General features: G+C 40.3%; 14 protein-coding genes. 5 read left to right on the forward strand and 9 right to left on the reverse strand.

Going from position 1 to position 16,542, the window contains the following annotated elements; all coding sequences use genetic code 11:
- Positions 1–216: 216 nt before the first annotated feature.
- Positions 217–1,767 carry an OmpP1/FadL family transporter gene (locus tag CKW03_RS05305; RefSeq protein ID WP_093099018.1) on the reverse strand — a complete coding sequence of 517 codons (1,551 nt, stop codon included), beginning with the start codon at positions 1,765–1,767 and terminating at the stop codon, positions 217–219.
- 141 nt (positions 1,768–1,908) lie between these two features.
- On the reverse strand, positions 1,909–3,087 hold the full coding sequence (locus tag CKW03_RS05310) for a hypothetical protein (protein ID WP_236736524.1): 1,179 nt from the start codon (positions 3,085–3,087) through the stop codon (positions 1,909–1,911).
- Positions 3,088–3,265: 178 nt separating this feature from the next.
- On the opposite strand from CKW03_RS05310, the gene proS reads away from it, so the two are divergent.
- From proS to CKW03_RS05330, 4 genes are all read left to right on the forward strand, one after another.
- Positions 3,266–4,738: a proline--tRNA ligase gene (gene proS, locus CKW03_RS05315; protein WP_093099020.1), complete on the forward strand. Its 1,473-nt coding sequence runs from the start codon at positions 3,266–3,268 to the stop codon at positions 4,736–4,738.
- 9 nt (positions 4,739–4,747) lie between these two features.
- Positions 4,748–5,536, forward strand: coding sequence for an NAD-dependent epimerase/dehydratase family protein (locus tag CKW03_RS05320; RefSeq protein ID WP_093099021.1), 789 nt, complete (start codon positions 4,748–4,750; stop codon positions 5,534–5,536).
- A 28-nt stretch (positions 5,537–5,564) separates the two neighbouring features.
- A complete protein-coding gene (locus tag CKW03_RS05325; RefSeq protein ID WP_093099022.1) occupies positions 5,565–6,713 on the forward strand; it encodes a cystathionine gamma-synthase in 1,149 nt (382 codons plus the stop codon).
- A gap of 74 nt (positions 6,714–6,787) precedes the next feature.
- Positions 6,788–7,042 carry a hypothetical protein gene (locus tag CKW03_RS05330; protein WP_093099024.1) on the forward strand — a complete coding sequence of 85 codons (255 nt, stop codon included), beginning with the start codon at positions 6,788–6,790 and terminating at the stop codon, positions 7,040–7,042.
- Between the two features lie 211 nt (positions 7,043–7,253).
- Here the strand turns inward: CKW03_RS05330 and CKW03_RS05335 are convergent, their stop codons facing one another.
- From CKW03_RS05335 to CKW03_RS05345, 3 genes are read right to left on the reverse strand one after another with little or no spacing between them, the layout of a single operon-like run.
- Positions 7,254–7,670: a hypothetical protein gene (locus tag CKW03_RS05335; protein ID WP_093099089.1), complete on the reverse strand. Its 417-nt coding sequence runs from the start codon at positions 7,668–7,670 to the stop codon at positions 7,254–7,256.
- Between the two features lie 41 nt (positions 7,671–7,711).
- Positions 7,712–9,379, reverse strand: coding sequence for a M28 family metallopeptidase (locus CKW03_RS05340; RefSeq protein ID WP_236736525.1), 1,668 nt, complete (start codon positions 9,377–9,379; stop codon positions 7,712–7,714).
- Between the two features lie 41 nt (positions 9,380–9,420).
- On the reverse strand, positions 9,421–10,047 hold the full coding sequence (locus CKW03_RS05345; protein WP_093099026.1) for a SprT-like domain-containing protein: 627 nt from the start codon (positions 10,045–10,047) through the stop codon (positions 9,421–9,423).
- Between the two features lie 149 nt (positions 10,048–10,196).
- Between CKW03_RS05345 and recN the strand changes: the two genes are divergently transcribed.
- On the forward strand, positions 10,197–11,849 hold the full coding sequence (gene recN / locus CKW03_RS05350) for a DNA repair protein RecN (RefSeq protein ID WP_093099027.1): 1,653 nt from the start codon (positions 10,197–10,199) through the stop codon (positions 11,847–11,849).
- A 40-nt stretch (positions 11,850–11,889) separates the two neighbouring features.
- Here the strand turns inward: recN and CKW03_RS05355 are convergent, their stop codons facing one another.
- From CKW03_RS05355 to ettA, 4 genes are all read right to left on the reverse strand, one after another.
- Positions 11,890–12,297 carry a hypothetical protein gene (locus CKW03_RS05355; protein ID WP_093099029.1) on the reverse strand — a complete coding sequence of 136 codons (408 nt, stop codon included), beginning with the start codon at positions 12,295–12,297 and terminating at the stop codon, positions 11,890–11,892.
- Positions 12,298–12,432: 135 nt separating this feature from the next.
- On the reverse strand, positions 12,433–13,491 hold the full coding sequence (locus CKW03_RS05360; protein WP_093099030.1) for a response regulator: 1,059 nt from the start codon (positions 13,489–13,491) through the stop codon (positions 12,433–12,435).
- Positions 13,491–14,678, reverse strand: coding sequence for a PAS domain-containing sensor histidine kinase (locus CKW03_RS05365; protein WP_093099092.1), 1,188 nt, complete (start codon positions 14,676–14,678; stop codon positions 13,491–13,493). The genes CKW03_RS05360 and CKW03_RS05365 overlap by 1 nt, the downstream gene beginning before the upstream one ends.
- A 7-nt stretch (positions 14,679–14,685) precedes the next feature.
- Complete coding sequence (gene ettA, locus CKW03_RS05370; RefSeq protein ID WP_093099032.1) at positions 14,686–16,368, reverse strand: energy-dependent translational throttle protein EttA; 1,683 nt, start codon at positions 16,366–16,368, stop codon at positions 14,686–14,688.
- Positions 16,369–16,542: the final 174 nt, after the last annotated feature.

The following is a 16,542-nucleotide window of genomic DNA, read 5'->3' on the forward strand; positions in this document are numbered from 1 at the left end:
GATATGAGATAGAAAGGCTCTAAGAGAGATATGAGTATTGAGTATTGAGATATGAGTATTGAGATATGAGATAGAAAGGCTCTAAGAGAGATATGATTATTGAGTATTGAGATTTGAGATATGTCCTGTTGAAGGTAAATGGTCTAAATACTAAATACTTTCTACTAAATACTTTAAAAAATAAAAGCCCGGAATTTAATTCCGGGCTTTTATTTTTTAAAATTTAGCTCCTAGGGTCAATACCACATTTGTACGGGTATTCTTTACTTCTGCTGTTGGAATTGGACTGTTCCAAGATGAGAATGAATAGGGGCTATGATTATAGTTGAATTGCTTGTATTGCATAGCCGCTAAATCTACATATAGAGACTTGGTCAGGACATAACCTAAACCTAAGCTGGCAATATAATCGGGTTGTGTGTCGCCTTTGTATGGAGAACCGATCAAGTTAAAACCAGCACGTGCAGCCAATTGATCTGTAATCAAGAGTTCGCCACCAATCTTAAAGTTGAAGTTTCCTTTGAAGGTATTATTGATATTGCCGTTTACTTCACTTTCGAAGGCATAATCAGGCTCAGTTACGATCTCACGATATTTGATGGAAGAATAGTTTAAGTATTCTATTTCCGTAGACAATAAACCCCTTCCAAAGAATTTGGTTAAACCAAAGGAAGTCTTCCAAGGGGAGATGATGGCATAATCATAGGATTGGCCATAGTTTTTAGATCCGTAGCCTGGGTGTAATGAAGTGGTTGTATTTTCGTCCTTATAGTAATCAACCAAAGTTTCAATATTGCTATCCTCTTGAACTTCTGTCCAAGTCGGAGTCGAAATATTGATACCGATATTCCAATCCCAAGTAGGCTTGAAAATAGCTCCTAAACCAAAGTTGACACCAGTTCCTTTTAAGGTCAGGTCATTGATATCGGTTAGGTCATAACTAATGTCGGTATATTTATAAGCAGGGTCATTCGGATTAGCAAAATCCGTTGTTGGATTATCGGCTTTGATCTCGCCAGCTGTCTTGGTCCATCCTTTTTCTAGGAAAGTAGCCTTGGAATCATATTTATAGGATATAAAACCAAATCTAGCACCGATATATAATTTATTGCCATAGTTTGCACCGAATGAAACATTGGTGTTATACTTATAACCAGTGGTGAGTAAATCCATCTGTTGGTTTTTAGGATCTGCTTCCAAAACAGTAGGGAAATATCGACCAGTGTTTCCTTCATCCACCAAATAGGAATTCCAAAAATCTTTAGCGAAGATATCATCATCTTCCATGATATCTGTATAAGAATGCACCAGGGAGTTTTGGTTGTTGGTACCTGAATACTTGAGGTGGTCGTTGAAATTATTCTGTTTGTCTATACTCAGACCCACATTGAAGTTCTGCCAACCATAATCGGGATCATTGTGGGTAGGGTAGTGGATAACAATACCTAGGTTTTCCAATCCAAATTTACCTTGCCCTTGTGAGGTTGATTGACCGAAGAAATTTGATTTATTGTTATTGTTCAAATAGTTTACGGAAAGAGAGACATCAGACTGACCAAAGAAACCAAGTCCGGCAGGGTTTCCTGATACAGAACTGATATCACCACCCAAAGCTGTATTTACACCTCCCATAGCCTTAAAGCGCGCAGTTCCATTAGTAATATCTCTGGAGATCAACAATGAATTGTCGACTAATGATTGGGCTTGTAAGTTGGAATAATTGTAAGCGAGGGCAAAACAAGTGAGGGAGAGTAAGATTTTTTTCATATTGTAATAGTGTTCTTTTGTTTCATCTTAGGTTCTGCAGGAAAAGCGGCCTAAGATTGATAGAGGTTATTTAAAACATTTGTCCGGAAAAAAGTATAGCCAATATAAATTTATATTGGCTATACCATATATCTGTTGTAATTAGCGTCTACTTCCGCTTCTTCCAGAGGAGGAAGCACCACCGCCAGAGCTTCTGCTGCTACTGCCGCTTGAGCTACCTCTGCTGAATCCACCAGAACTTCCTGAGCTACCGCGGTCAAAGCTTCCGCTTGAACGAGGAGTCGATGATCTTGTGCTTGGAGCCGAAGATCTAGAAGGAGTCCTGTTGATGGTTCCTTGAGGTCTGCTAGAACCTGATCTTGAAGAAGGAGTCCTATTGATCGTACCTTGAGATCTGCTAGAGCCTGATCTTGAAGAAGGAGTTCTGTTGATAGTTCCTTGAGATCTGCTAGAGCCTGATCTAGAAGAAGGGGTTCTGTTGATCGTACCTTGTGATCTACTAGAGCCTGATCTAGAAGAAGGAGTTCTATTGATCGTACCATCTGATCTGCTAGAACCTGATCTAGAAGAAGGGGTTCTGCCTACTGTGGTACCATTTGATCTTGAGCCACTGCGTCCTGAAGATACGCCAGATCTGCTATTCACAAATCTACCGCTTGCATCTCTTGTTACGCGGCCATTGTTAGAACGAGGAGCATATCCTGAAGAGTAACTTCTACCAGATGCAACGCGTCTGTTTCCGTAGTAGTTTCCGCCATAGTATCCATTCCCGTAGTAACCACCGCCGTAATAAGGGTGTCCCCAATAGTTATAGTAGGAGTTAGGGCCCCAATAGTTACCCCATCCGTATCCATAGTAAGGTCTTCCCCAGCCGTAGCCGTAGTAAGGACTTCCCCAACCCCAGCCCATGCCAAGATAAGGTGATCCCCATCCAAAGCCTAAGGACCAGCCGAATCCGGAGTTCCAGCCAAGGCCGAAACCAGAATAGCCATACCAAGGATCAAACCAAGGGTCGTAGTACATCATTCCTGGAGAATTGTAATAGAATCGGTTGATGCGATTTGCATATTCTAAATCCTCAATACCACCTTCTACGTAATCCTCATCGGAATATTCATCTGCATAATAATCTGATTGTGCAATGGATTCTTCGTCCGTGCCATCAGTATAGTAGTAGTCTGGGCTTTGATAAACCGTACCATTGTCCCTGTTATTATAGACATCGTCACGGTATACTGTCCGGCTTGTCGTCGAACAGGAGCTAATCAGAGCTGCAAAAGCTAAGGCTAACCCTCCCAAAAATATCTTGTTGTTTTTCATGATTCTAAAACAGTTAAAATTCGATATTACAGTCATTAATTATTATCTTAGACCCGATTTTATCGTCAGGGTTTAATCTACCAATCAAAATTACAAATTATTTTTTTGCTTTGGTTATTTATGTGTTAAAGTACACGCAAACCCATGTTTTTGGTTAAAATACTATTTAAATTTTCGAATGAGTAAAGGGATAACGAGCCGTAGCGAAGATTATTCGCAATGGTACAACGATTTGGTGATTAAAGCCGATCTAGCAGAATATTCTGCAGTAAGAGGTTGTATGGTAATCAAACCATACGGATATGCAATCTGGGAGAGAATGCAAGCCACTCTGGACAAAAGATTTAAAGAAACTGGCCACTCCAATGCCTATTTCCCCTTATTTATCCCCAAATCTTTCTTTTCTAAGGAAGCTTCGCACGTAGAAGGCTTTGCGACTGAATGTGCCGTTGTTACACACTACAGGTTGAAAAATGATGGTAATGGAAACATCATCGTTGATGAAGATGCTAAATTAGAGGAGGAATTGATCGTTCGTCCTACTTCAGAAACCATTATTTGGAATACTTACCGTGGATGGATCGAATCTTATCGTGACCTTCCAATCCTGGTGAACCAATGGGCAAACGTGGTTCGTTGGGAAATGCGTACGCGTTTATTCCTTCGTACAGCGGAATTCTTATGGCAAGAGGGGCATACTGCCCATGCAACCAGTGAAGAAGCTATTGCAGAAGCAGAACAAATGTTGGAGGTTTATGCGGAGTTTGCTGAAGGTACCTTGGCCGTTCCAGTGGTTCGTGGTAGAAAAACTGAAAACGAGCGTTTTGCCGGAGCGATCGATACCTTATGTATCGAAGCCTTGATGCAAGATGGTAAAGCTTTGCAAGCAGGGACTTCCCACTTCTTGGGACAGAACTTTGCTAAGGCATTTGATGTGAAGTTTACTTCCAAAGAAGGTAAATTGGATTATGTTTGGGCTACTTCATGGGGAGTTTCAACTCGTTTGATGGGAGCTTTGATTATGGCGCATTCAGATGATCAAGGATTGGTATTGCCTCCGAAATTGGCACCGACTCAGGTAGTCATCGTCCCTATCTATAAGACGGATGAGGAGAAAGCAAACCTTGATGCTTATGTAGATCAATTAACTGCTGCCTTGAAGCAATTGGATATCCGTGTGAAATATGATGATCGTGATACACAGAGACCAGGATTTAAATTCGCAGAATGGGAATTGAAGGGTGTGCCTTTGCGCGTGGCTTTAGGTTCTCGTGATATGCAGAATGGTACTGTTGAGCTCGCTCGTCGCGATACGCAAACCAAAGAGACGGTTCAACAAGCTGGTTTGCCAGACCGTATTGCTGCTTTATTGGGAGAAATCCAAGATAACATCTATAATAAGGCATTGACTTACCGTGATGAACATATCACTGAGGTGAATTCTTATGATGAATTCAAACAAGTTTTAGAAGAAAAAGGTGGATTTATTTCTGCGCACTGGGATGGAACAGTAGAGACGGAGAAACGTGTGAAAGAAGAGACTAAAGCAACTATCCGTTGTATTCCTTTGGATGCTAAAGAAGAGGAAGGTGTATGTATCTTTACTGGTAAGCCTTCGAAACAACGAGTTTTATTTGCGAAAGCATATTAATATAATGAAATGAAGAACCTTTTGATATTGGGTTGTGGCTGGGTAGGTGAGGAACTTGCTCGTCAGCTCAAAAAGAAAGGTTGGAATCTGTGGGTCACCACCCGTACAGAAGAAAAATACCATCGCTTGCAAAGCGATGGTATTTTTGCATTTATCCATGACTTCGATAGGGACCTTAACCTAGATTTACCCGTTGATGTCAGTTTTGATGCGATTGTCAATTCGATTCCAGCCACGCAGAGAAATACCGAAGCTGAGATTGAACACCGTTTTTCACATGTGTTCAATATCCTATGTTCTTTAAATTACAAAAAGCATATCTTTTTGAGTTCAGTTGGTGTCTATCCTGATCGGGATGGCAACTTCGATGAGAGTTTTGGTGATGAAGGATTGATGTCGGCTAAACTCCGATTGGCTGAAAAGAAAATGATGAGCCTTCCTTATTCTTCTACTTTTAGGCTTGGTGGTCTTTTTGGGAAAGAACGGATCTTTGGGAAGTACTTTCAGGATAAGGTCGTGACAATCGGTGATCAACCCGCAAATTTTATTCATCTAGATGATGTTGTAGGGATAATTGAACAGAGCCTAGATATCAATCTGCCAATCGGATATTATAATCTTGTTGCTCCAGAACATCCCTCGAAAAAGGAGGTGATCTTGAAAAGTGCGCAGAAATATATGTACAGTTATCCAAGTGCTTTTGAACCGAAGGACAGTTTCCAAAAAGTGGTAAATTCGGATAAGATCATCAATTTGTTGAATTACGAGTTTAAATACCCTTCTCCATTAGATTTTTAATAACTTAGTCCGACTAATACAAAATAATATGAATTACAAATTTGCAACCAAGGCAATTCATGCCGGACAGGAGGCAGATCCTACAACGGGCGCAGTGATGACGCCGATATACCAAACCTCTACTTACCAACAGAAAGCACCGGGAGACCATAAAGGTTATGAGTACTCACGTGGTACAAACCCTACGCGTAAAGCGCTAGAGGATTGTATTGCGGCATTGGAAAATGGTAAGTTTGGTTTAGCATTCTCTTCAGGGATGGCGGCAACAGACTGTGTTTTGCGTTTGTTGAAAGCAGGAGATGAAGTTGTTACCGGTGATGACCTGTACGGTGGATCCTACCGTATTTTCACGAAAGTTTATGAACCTCTTGGGATTAAATTTAAGTTTGTCAATACTTCCGATGTAAAAGCAGTAGAAGAAGCTATTACAGACAAAACCAAGTTGATCTGGGTAGAAACTCCAACAAATCCGACATTGAAGTTAGCAGACATCGAAGCTATTGGAAAGGTCGCAAAAGCGAAAAATATCCTTTACGCTGTCGACAATACATTTGCCTCTCCATATCTTCAGAACCCATTGGACCTAGGCGCTGATATCGTGATGCACTCGGTAACCAAATATCTTGGTGGTCACTCTGATGTAGTGATGGGGGCTTTGGTCATGAACGATGAAGACTTATACAAACAATTATGGTTTTATTATAATGCATGTGGTGGAACTCCAGGCCCTCAAGATGCATTCTTAGTGCTACGTGGTATCAAAACCTTGCACCTTCGTATGAAGGCTCATTGTGAGAACGGTAGAAAAGTAGCAGAATATTTAAAGAACCATCCTAAAGTAGAGAAAATCTATTGGCCAGGATTTGAAGACCATCCGGGACATGATGTTGCCAAGAAACAAATGAGAGATTTTGGTGGCATGGTGTCTATCGTGATCAAAGGTGCTGATTTGGCAGAAACGTTCCGCGTAGCATCTGGCTTCAAGGTATTTACTTTGGCTGAATCATTGGGTGGTGTTGAATCCTTGATCAATCACCCAGCAACAATGACCCATGGCTCAATTCCAAAAGAAACCAGAGAAAAAGTAGGGGTAGTCGATAATCTTTTGCGCCTTTCGGTAGGGGTAGAAGATGCCGAAGACTTGATCGCTGATTTAGAACAAGCCTTATCGCGTTAATTTATTGTAATTATTATTTTATTTGCACACAGACTTTTGTACATTTGTGCAGCTTTAATAGGAGATTATCAATTATGGAAAATACAACTGTAGAAAGACCAGCAAAACATACGGACAATAATGCAAACCGTACTGAATATTATGTATCATTAACTATTGCCATCGTTATCGGCTTAGTAGGCGTGTTTATTCGTTTTGTACCGGATGTAATCCCTGCGTTGGATCAATTAGGATCCGTATTCTCATGGATCGCTAACATTGCACTTATCGTTGCTTCTTTCTTAGCATTCAAAGTTGTTTTTGCAATCTTAGGATTCAGCAAAAAGTAATTGCAAAGATATCATACAAAAAGAGAGGGCTAAACAGATGTTTAGCCCTCTCTTTTTGTAGTATTTAGTAGTAAGTATTTAGTATTTAGACCTAAGGCTAACAGTAGGAACTATCAGTAGGAAAAGATAAAGGGGCAATGAAAATTGCCCCTTTATTAATACGCTTAGTGTCTAAATACTAAATACTTTATACTAAATACTAAACTAGATACTAGTTAAAAATCGACCAAGTAGACCAAGGTATTCTTGAAAGGATCAATACTAATCCTAGGATATAGTAAATTAGGACTGTTTTGTTAGCGGCTTTCTGGTCTGCTAATTTCTTAGCCTTTGAGTATCCCATTGTAATCAATACAATACCTAAGATCATCATAATTGGATGCTCCAAAAAGTATAATCTAGCTCCGCTATTTTTCATGTTTTCTCCTGAAAAGCTACTTAATCCCAGTGGAGAAGTGAAGTATAATACCAATCCAATCACTAATTGAAGGTGTCCACTGATTAACCCGATTAAAGCGATTTTACGGTTGTAAGGTTTGTTTCCTGAGTAATTAACAAGTGTAATAATGATTGCAATTACCAACGCTATTAACAATACAATAGCTAAAGTTGAGTGTAGATGTTTCATTCCTGTAAGCATAGTTTCAATTATATAATATCACAAATATACTATTTTGAAAGGCGTTTGTCGCCTATTTCTTTAAACTCTGATTTTGCTTTAAAGTTAGGGAAAATTGTATCCATACTTAAAGTGTAGCCAATATCAAAGAATAACTGGATGTCGGCGATGATTCCATCGAAGTTCCAGTTGTCATCTAGTTCATCTGTCACGGCATGATAACGGCCTGCTAATGCCTTCTGACGGTTCTTGATTACGGTTGTGTCCGATTCTAAGTAATCCCCACCACTGCCCATATATAGGCCTGGTACACCTACTTTTACAAAGTTGAAATGGTCAGAACGGTAGAAACCACCACCTGTAGCACTTCCTTCTGGTACCATCTTGCGGTTAAATTTAGCTGCCGATAGGATGGCATAGTCTTCCAATTCTGTCTGACCTGTTCCGGTAACACGGAAACCGTTCATAGCACCTACTGGATTGAAGGAGTCCATATTAATATTGGCAACAGTTTTGTTCAATGGGAATACAGGGTTTTCAGCATAATATTGAGAGCCTAATAGTCCTTGCTCTTCAGCGGTAACCGCCAAGAAAACTACAGAACGCTCTGGTTGAACCTTTGCTGCTTTAAAAGCTTTTGCTATTTCAAACAATGCCGCAACGCCAGTGGCATTGTCCATCGCTCCATTGAAAATAGAGTCGCCATTGCTAGCTTCACCAATTCCTAAGTGATCCCAGTGAGCGGTATAGATAATAGTTTCATCAGGCCTTTTGGAGCCTTTGATCATCCCTAGGACGTTATTTGATTTAGACTCCCTGAAGCTGTTTGCTAATTTTACACTGGTAGTCACATTCAATGGAACGGCCTTAAATCCTGGTTTTTTAGCTTGTTCCATCAAGTCTGCATTCAATCCGCCCAATTGGAAAAGTTTCTTTGCAGTTTCATTGCTAACCCATCCTTGGAACTTGCTTAGGTTGGCACCTTTGTTTTCTGGTACCAAGGATAATCTTGGTCCTGTCCAACCACTTCTTACCACATTCCAGCCATAACTAGCCGCTTCTGTTTCATGGATCAACAAGATACCTGCTGCTCCTTGGCGGGATGCTTCTTCGAATTTATAGATCCAACGACCGTAATAGGTCATGGTATCGGCTTTGAATAAAGTTTTATCATAACGTCCGGGGTCAGAAACCATTACGACAACGGTTTTTCCTTTTACGTCAAGGCCTTCATAGTCATTCCATTTATATTCAGGTGCTACGATTCCAAATCCAGCAAACACCAATTCGGTATTTTCAACATCGATGTTTTCTGCCATTTGCGGTGTGCCTATTACATAATCGTCTAGGTATTTTGCTGATAAATCGCCGTTTTTACCTTTAAAGGTCAATGTTGGATTTACAGGTTTAGAACTTATTTCCACCATCGGGACCTCTTGGAAATAGGAGTCGCCATTTCCTGGATCTAAGCCAAGGGCTTTATATTGTTCTTGAATGTAATTTACGGTAATGGTGTCACCCTTGCTGAAAGGTAGGCGACCCATGAATTCATCGGAAGAAAGTTTAGCGACATAAGCTTTGTAGCTATCTTCAGTGATCGCAGCAATCGCTGTCGAGTCTAAACTGTTTTTGTCATAGGAAGAACTATCGCTCCCTGATTTACAAGATGCAAGTCCGAGTAATAAGGCTGCACTAATAAATAGTTTGTTGTTCATCATGATTGTTGATTATCAATTTTAGATTATATGGTTATCGCAATTTAAGAATTTGATTCCATTTCGATCGGTTTTACCTCAGCGATCGGGTGAAATAGATAAATTCGCTGTGTTTTTACTTCCAAACACTTATATCTTTTCCGCAATCGCTCCAATTTCTGGAAAACCCTGCCGTTTTTAATGCTGAAATAACTATTGAATTCAATGGTATCAATCGTTACGGTTTCAAATTCTGACTTATCATAAGATTTAAGGACCTTATATAAGGTCAAGTCCGTACAACTAGAAGCTGCCGGATTGTCCATGTATTTGACCAATGCCAAAGTGATGTCTTCGGGAAACAGATTCAATTTAAGGAATGCATCCATTAAACTCTTGAAGTTGTTTTTCCATTCCTTTCCATGGGGTTTTACCTTGTTCTTATGCTGTTGCCAAGTTTTGAGATGAGCAAACTCATGTACGGTCGTAATCAAAAAAGAATAGGGATTCAGATCGTGGTTGATAGTGATCTGATGGGGTTCGTTTTTGAAAGGCGAACGGTAATCTCCCAGTTTGGATGCTCTGGAACGAGTCACCTTAAACCTACAGGCAGTATCATTGATCCATTCTGAAATGATAGGGGCTGCGGTAGACGGGATATACTTACTTAACTGTTTGCTAAAATCAGGCATGAAATACAAACATATCAGTTTTTTAGAGATTTCAGAATATTAATGCCTTAATTTTAGCTTGGGATGAGAATTATTTATATTTGATGAGGAACAGCATGTTAGGGATTAAATGGACTATTTCAACATGTTGCTAAAGCACAAAGGAGCGAATGTTAAGCAAACTACAGATAAAAAACTATGCATTGATTGATGCATTGGACATTAATTTCGACGACAAACTCAATATCATAACAGGTGAAACTGGAGCGGGTAAATCCATTATTATGGGTGCTCTAGGTTTAATCTTGGGCAATAGGGCCGAGAGTAAGCATTTCTTCGATGAATCAAGGAAATGTATCATCGAAGGTCACTTCTATATCAAAGACTATAACCTTCAAGATCTTTTCAATTCTTTGGACCTGGACTATGAGGATACCAGTCTGATCCGAAGAGAACTCCATGCCGATGGCAAATCAAGAGCTTTTGTCAATGATACCCCTGTAACCTTGCAAACGCTTAAGGTCCTAGGGGAGAAGTTGATCGATATTCACTCCCAGCATGCTACTTTGCAAATCAATACAGAATCTTTCCAGTTATTGGTATTGGATACGGTTGCACAAAACCAATCTGTACTTGCTGACTATAAAAAGAAATACCAAGAATATAAACGTACAGTCGCTGAACTCAAGCAATTGGAAGAAGATTTGGCAAAGGCTCGTTCGGAATCCGATTATCAGCAATTTGTTTTCAACGAATTGGAACAAGCCAATCTTCAAGATCAAGAACAAGAAGGGTTAGAAGCTGAACAGTCTCAACTGGAAAATGCCGAAGAGATAAAACGCCATTTCCATGCGGCAAGTTCTGAGCTTCAGATTGGTGAAATCAATGTGTTGGATAGCTTAAAGCAAGCATTGAGTTCCTTGCAGAATGGTGCCCGTTATCTACCATCTTCAGAATCCCTTGTCGACAGATTGCAGAGTAGTTTGATCGAATTGAAGGATCTAAGTGCTGAAGTAGAACAGGTAGCAGAGGGGATCAGCATGGATGAAGAGCGCTTGAGCATCGTGAATGAAAGGCTCTCCATTTTATATGATCTGCAAAAGAAGCATCGCGTTACTACTGTAAAAGAGCTCTTGGAATTAAAACAAGACTTGGAAAACAAATTACAAGCTACGGATTCTCAAGGTGAGCAGATTGAAGTGTTAAAGGTTAAAATTGAAAAACTGCATCAGGAAATAGCCAAGTTGGCCGATCAATTGACCAAAAACAGGAGCAAGGCAACCAAGATCGTAGAGAAGGAAGTTCAAGAGGTTCTGTCCAGAGTTGGAATGCCACATGCCCAATTGAATGTTGAACTCAATAAACTATCGGATTTCAAATCAACTGGTCAAGATGAGGTTTCCTTTCTGTTTTCTGCCAACAAAGGGCAAGCTTTGCAGCCTATCCATCGGGTAGCCTCTGGCGGTGAACTTTCTAGGGTGATGCTGGCCATTAAATCCTTGGTCGCTAAAACATCAGCTTTGCCGACTATTATCTTTGATGAAATCGATACAGGAATATCTGGAGAAGTAGCCTTAAGGGTAGGGGAATTGATGGAAGAACTAGCCGAGAATATGCAAGTGATCAGTATTACTCACTTACCGCAGATTGCTTCACAAGGGAATAGTCACTTTAAAGTATATAAGGAGGATAAGGGCAATAAAACGAAATCTAATATTGTGTTGATGAATGAAGAGGAGAGGGTCTTGGAGATAGCACAAATGTTGAGCGGTGCCAATCCGGAAGATACGGCAATACAACATGCCAAAGAAATGTTGAAATAAAGAAAAAGGGGCACGATCAATCATGCCCCTTTTCTATATCTTAGTTACCAACGTCTGCATCGGTTAATACAATCTTAACGCGCATAGCTTTTGGAGGAGTATTGCCTGACAAATTCTCTGCGGTTAGAAAAACCTTTCCTACAGAATAAGCGGCATTATAACCAAAGCCAAATAATTTTTCTGAAGGGATGTTGTGGAATGTTCCAGTTTGGTCTTCAAACTGAATGGCCACACTAACGTGTCCATCTTCATAATAAACATCATCAAGATCTGGTACTGAAATAACAGCTTCAAAAACACCAGTTGAAACCCTATCCCAGTCACCTGGTGCCAATGGGTGATAATAACTTACCCCTGGTAAATAATTTGTCACATATTCCTTTGTACAAGAGCTAAAGCTTACTAAAGAAGCTGTACCAATTGCGAGTGCTAATAAAAGTTTTTTCATGAGTGGTAAAAGTTATTTTGTAAATAATTTCATTCTTCTTTCTTATTCAGACAGATAAACTGTAAGAAAGTTTAAAGAATGAAGCAAAAACATGACCACTTTTTGAAACTTTTATATAAAGGAAGACTTCAAGCCTTATTGTTTGATGTTTTTCAGGCGGTTAACCGAAAATATTTTGATGGCATTTCCTTCCTTAGTCAATAACTTTTCGTCCTTAAAATCGGCCAGCATCCTACTGATTGTCTCATTTGCTGTACCTGCTAAGGCCGCAAGATCATCTCGGGAAATCTTGATGGTGACTTCATCGGATTCAATGTCTGATTTCTCGGCAACATTCACCAAAGCATTGGCCACTCGCTTGCGGACAGAATCGTAGGCAAAGCCCAACATCTGCTCTTCTTTTTCACGAATGTTTTGAGAAAGGACCTTAATTAACTTAGAGGCAATTCCTGGCTTTTTGTACAGTAGTTCAAAGAAATTATCCTTATGGATCAAAGCGATTTCCGCATCTTCAAGCGTCGCAGAATTGTCCCCATACTTATCATTCAATAAGACAGATTCTAAGCCGAAGAATTGGTTTTCTACATAGATGTTGGTGGAAAGTTCTCGACCGTCCTTATAGTTCAAGAAGCTGCGGACTTTCCCTTTCTTAATATAATATACATACACTGGTGTATCACCAGCTTCGTAAATAGTTTGTTTCTTTTTGATGTTCTTGATCCGGCCATGATCTGCCAGATCTTGCAATAGATAAGCTTGCTCTTGTTCGTCGAGCCTTAAGCTATCGATATTAGGAACAGCCTTGGTTTGTAACTGCGCACGCTTTTTGAAACGGCTTTCTATGGCGTTCAGTAATTCCATGTCGTCGAAAGGCTTGGTCAGGTAATCATCTGCTCCCATTTCCATGGCTTTGCGCAAGTCTGCTTTCTCGGTTTTGGCGGTAAGGAAAATAAAGGGGATCTGTTGGGTATTTTCATGTTTGCTCAACATATAAAGTACGCCGTAGCCATCCAGTTCAGGCATCATGATATCACAAAGAATCAGATCTGGCTTATGTTTAATGGCCATATCTACTCCAGTTTTACCTTCTTCAGCTACCAATACAGAATATTCCCCGGTTAATTCCAATATTTCCGCTGTGCTCTCGCGAATGTCACTGTTGTCTTCGATTATTAATATTTTCCTCTTTTCCATTATTCTTGGATAAAAAACATCTTAAAAATTGCTCCTTGATTTACTTCTGACCAATATTCCAAACGTCCTCCCATCAATTCGACATATCGTTTCACAATATTCAACCCTAAACCAGTCCCCGGAATACTCCCCGTATTATTAGCACGGAAGAAGGGCTCAAATAGGCTCTTCTGTTCTTCCAATGGGATACCGATTCCGTTGTCTTTTACTGTAACCAAAAGCTGGTTTCTGCCGATCTGGGTATTGAATTCAATAAAGGTGTCTTCACCAGAATATTTGATGGCATTGGAAATCAGATTGATGATACTGTTTTTCAATAGATTTGGATCTATGATAAAATCAGATTCTTCACCGGTATGTTGGTACAGGATATGTTGGTTTTTCTTGCAGATCAACTGCATTTCCTCGGCGATCTCCTCGCCAAGGTGCACAATGTTGGTATTCGATTTATTTACGATGACAACCCCTGCCTCAAGTTTCTCAAGGTTTAGGAAGTCATTCAAGATCGTGTTCAATAACTGTACAGAACCTTTAATACGGCTGGTATGTTTCTCGATCGGGCCGTATTCCTGTTTGTCAACATAGCGATCGATCAATGATGCAGATAGCTGAACAGAACTCAGAGGAGTCCTGAATTCATGCGATGCCATAGAAACAAACCTAGATTTTAATTGGCTCAATTCCTTTTCCTTTTCCAAGGAAACACTGACATCAGCTTTTGCCCTCTCCAATTCGGAAACGAGCTTGATCAGATCCTTGGTCCTTTCCCTTACTTTGAGTTCCAGTTCCTGGGTATGCTTTTTAAGCTCGCTTTCAGCTTGTTTCTCTTTGGTCAGGTCGTGTACAAAGCCCGTAAAGATCTTCCGGTCTTTGTAAAAAACTTCGCTGACAGCTAGGCGAAAAGGGAAGGTAGAGCCATCTTTTTTCAAGCCTCTTACTTCGCGCCCAATTCCGATGATTCGCTTCTTGCCAGTTTCTTCATAATTGGCAATGTAACGGTCATGGTTAGAACGGTCAGGTTCGGGCATCAATACTGAAATATTTCTGCCCACTACTTCTTCAGCTCTGTAGCCGAAGAGTTCCAAGGCTGCAGGGTTGATGCTCTCTACAATTCCGTGATTATCGATCGTAATGATGCCATCAATGGCATTTTCGATGATCGCTTCTAATAGCCTAGCTGATTCCAACACGTTTTTATTTTACTAATTTTTTGTATTTGATTCGTTTCGGACCAATATCCCCTAAACGTTTTTTACGATTCTCCTCGTATTCTGTATAGTTACCCTCAAAGAAATAAACTTGCGAATCTCCTTCAAAAGCCAAGATATGGGTACAGATCCTGTTCAAGAACCAACGGTCGTGGGAAATAATTACCGCACATCCACCGAAGTTCTCAAGACCTTCTTCCAAGGCACGTAATGTATTTACGTCGATATCGTTGGTAGGCTCATCCAGTAACAATACGTTCGAACCTTTCTTCAAGGTAATGGCTAAGTGCACGCGATTACGCTCTCCACCAGATAAAACGCCTACCTTTTTCTGCTGGTCACCTCCATTGAAGTTGAATTTTGAAACATAAGCTCTAGAGTTCATAGACTTATTGCCCAACATAATGTTCTCATTGCCGCCGGTGACATTTTCCCATACCGTTTTGTTCGGGTCAAGATCATCGTGCATCTGGTCAACATATCCTAAGGCTACGGTTTCTCCAACTTTAAATGTTCCCGTATCAGCTTGTTCTTGACCTGTGATCAAACGGAATAAAGTTGTCTTACCTGCGCCGTTTGGACCAATTATACCAACAATCCCAGCAGGAGGGAGGGAGAAGCTCAGGTTCTCGAATAAAATTCTATCTCCGTAAGCCTTGCTGATGTTATCAGCCTCGATCACCACATTTCCTAAACGAGGACCTGGTGGGATAAATAGTTCTAATTTTTCTTCGCGTTCTTTGGTTTCCTCTGAAGCTAATTTCTCATAGTTATGCAAACGAGCTTTAGATTTGGCATGTCTCGCTTTCGGTGCCATCCTTACCCATTCCAACTCACGTTCTAGTGTTTTCTGGCGTTTACTTTCGGTTTTCTCCTCTTGGGCTAAACGTTTAGCTTTTTGATCCAACCAAGAAGAATAGTTTCCTTTCCATGGAATACCTTCTCCACGGTCAAGTTCCAAGATCCAACCCGCCACATTATCCAAGAAATAACGATCGTGAGTCACGGCGATTACTGTCCCTTTATACTGTTGCAAGTGTTGTTCCAACCAGTCAATAGACTCCGCGTCCAAGTGGTTGGTCGGCTCATCTAATAATAAAACGTCAGGTTCTTGTAATAATAGTCGACACATTGCTACCCGTCTGCGTTCTCCTCCTGACAAATTGGCAATTAAAGCGTCAGGCTCTGGGCATCTTAAGGCGTCCATTGCGCGCTCCAATTTGCTGTCCAATTCCCATGCATTTGTGGCGTCTATAATATCTTGTAATTCACCTTGTCTAGCCAAAAGTTTATCCATCTCATCTGGATTTTCATAAACCTCCGGAAGACCAAATTTCTCATTGATTTCTTCGTATTCTTTCAAGATCGAAGCAGTCTCGGCAACTCCTTCTTCTACAATCTCTTTAACGGTCTTTGTAGGGTCCAATTCAGGCTCCTGAGCCAAATAACCCACAGAATAGCCCGGTGAGAAAACAACCTCACCTTGGTAGGATTTATCGAGTCCAGCGATGATCTTCAATAATGAAGATTTACCGGAGCCATTTAAACCTATAACACCGATTTTCGCTCCATAGAAGAAAGAAAGGTAAATGTTCTTAAGTACTTGTTTGGATGGGGGATAAATTTTGTTTACCCCAGCCATTGAGAAGATAATTTTTTCGTCAGACATAGGTGCTTTGAAATTTTCTTTTATGTTTTTACACAAAGATAATGGAATTACTGACAAATTGATAGTTTTCGCTTGGTGGCGCAATTGTTGATAAAAAATATATATAACAAATGGGTGTGATTTGTATTTTTAGTACATTTATACTGTTGATCACCCGAATTTAATTGAGAAAGG

The sequence above is a fragment of the Sphingobacterium mizutaii genome (assembly GCF_900187125.1).
GTDB lineage: Bacteria > Bacteroidota > Bacteroidia > Sphingobacteriales > Sphingobacteriaceae > Sphingobacterium > Sphingobacterium mizutaii.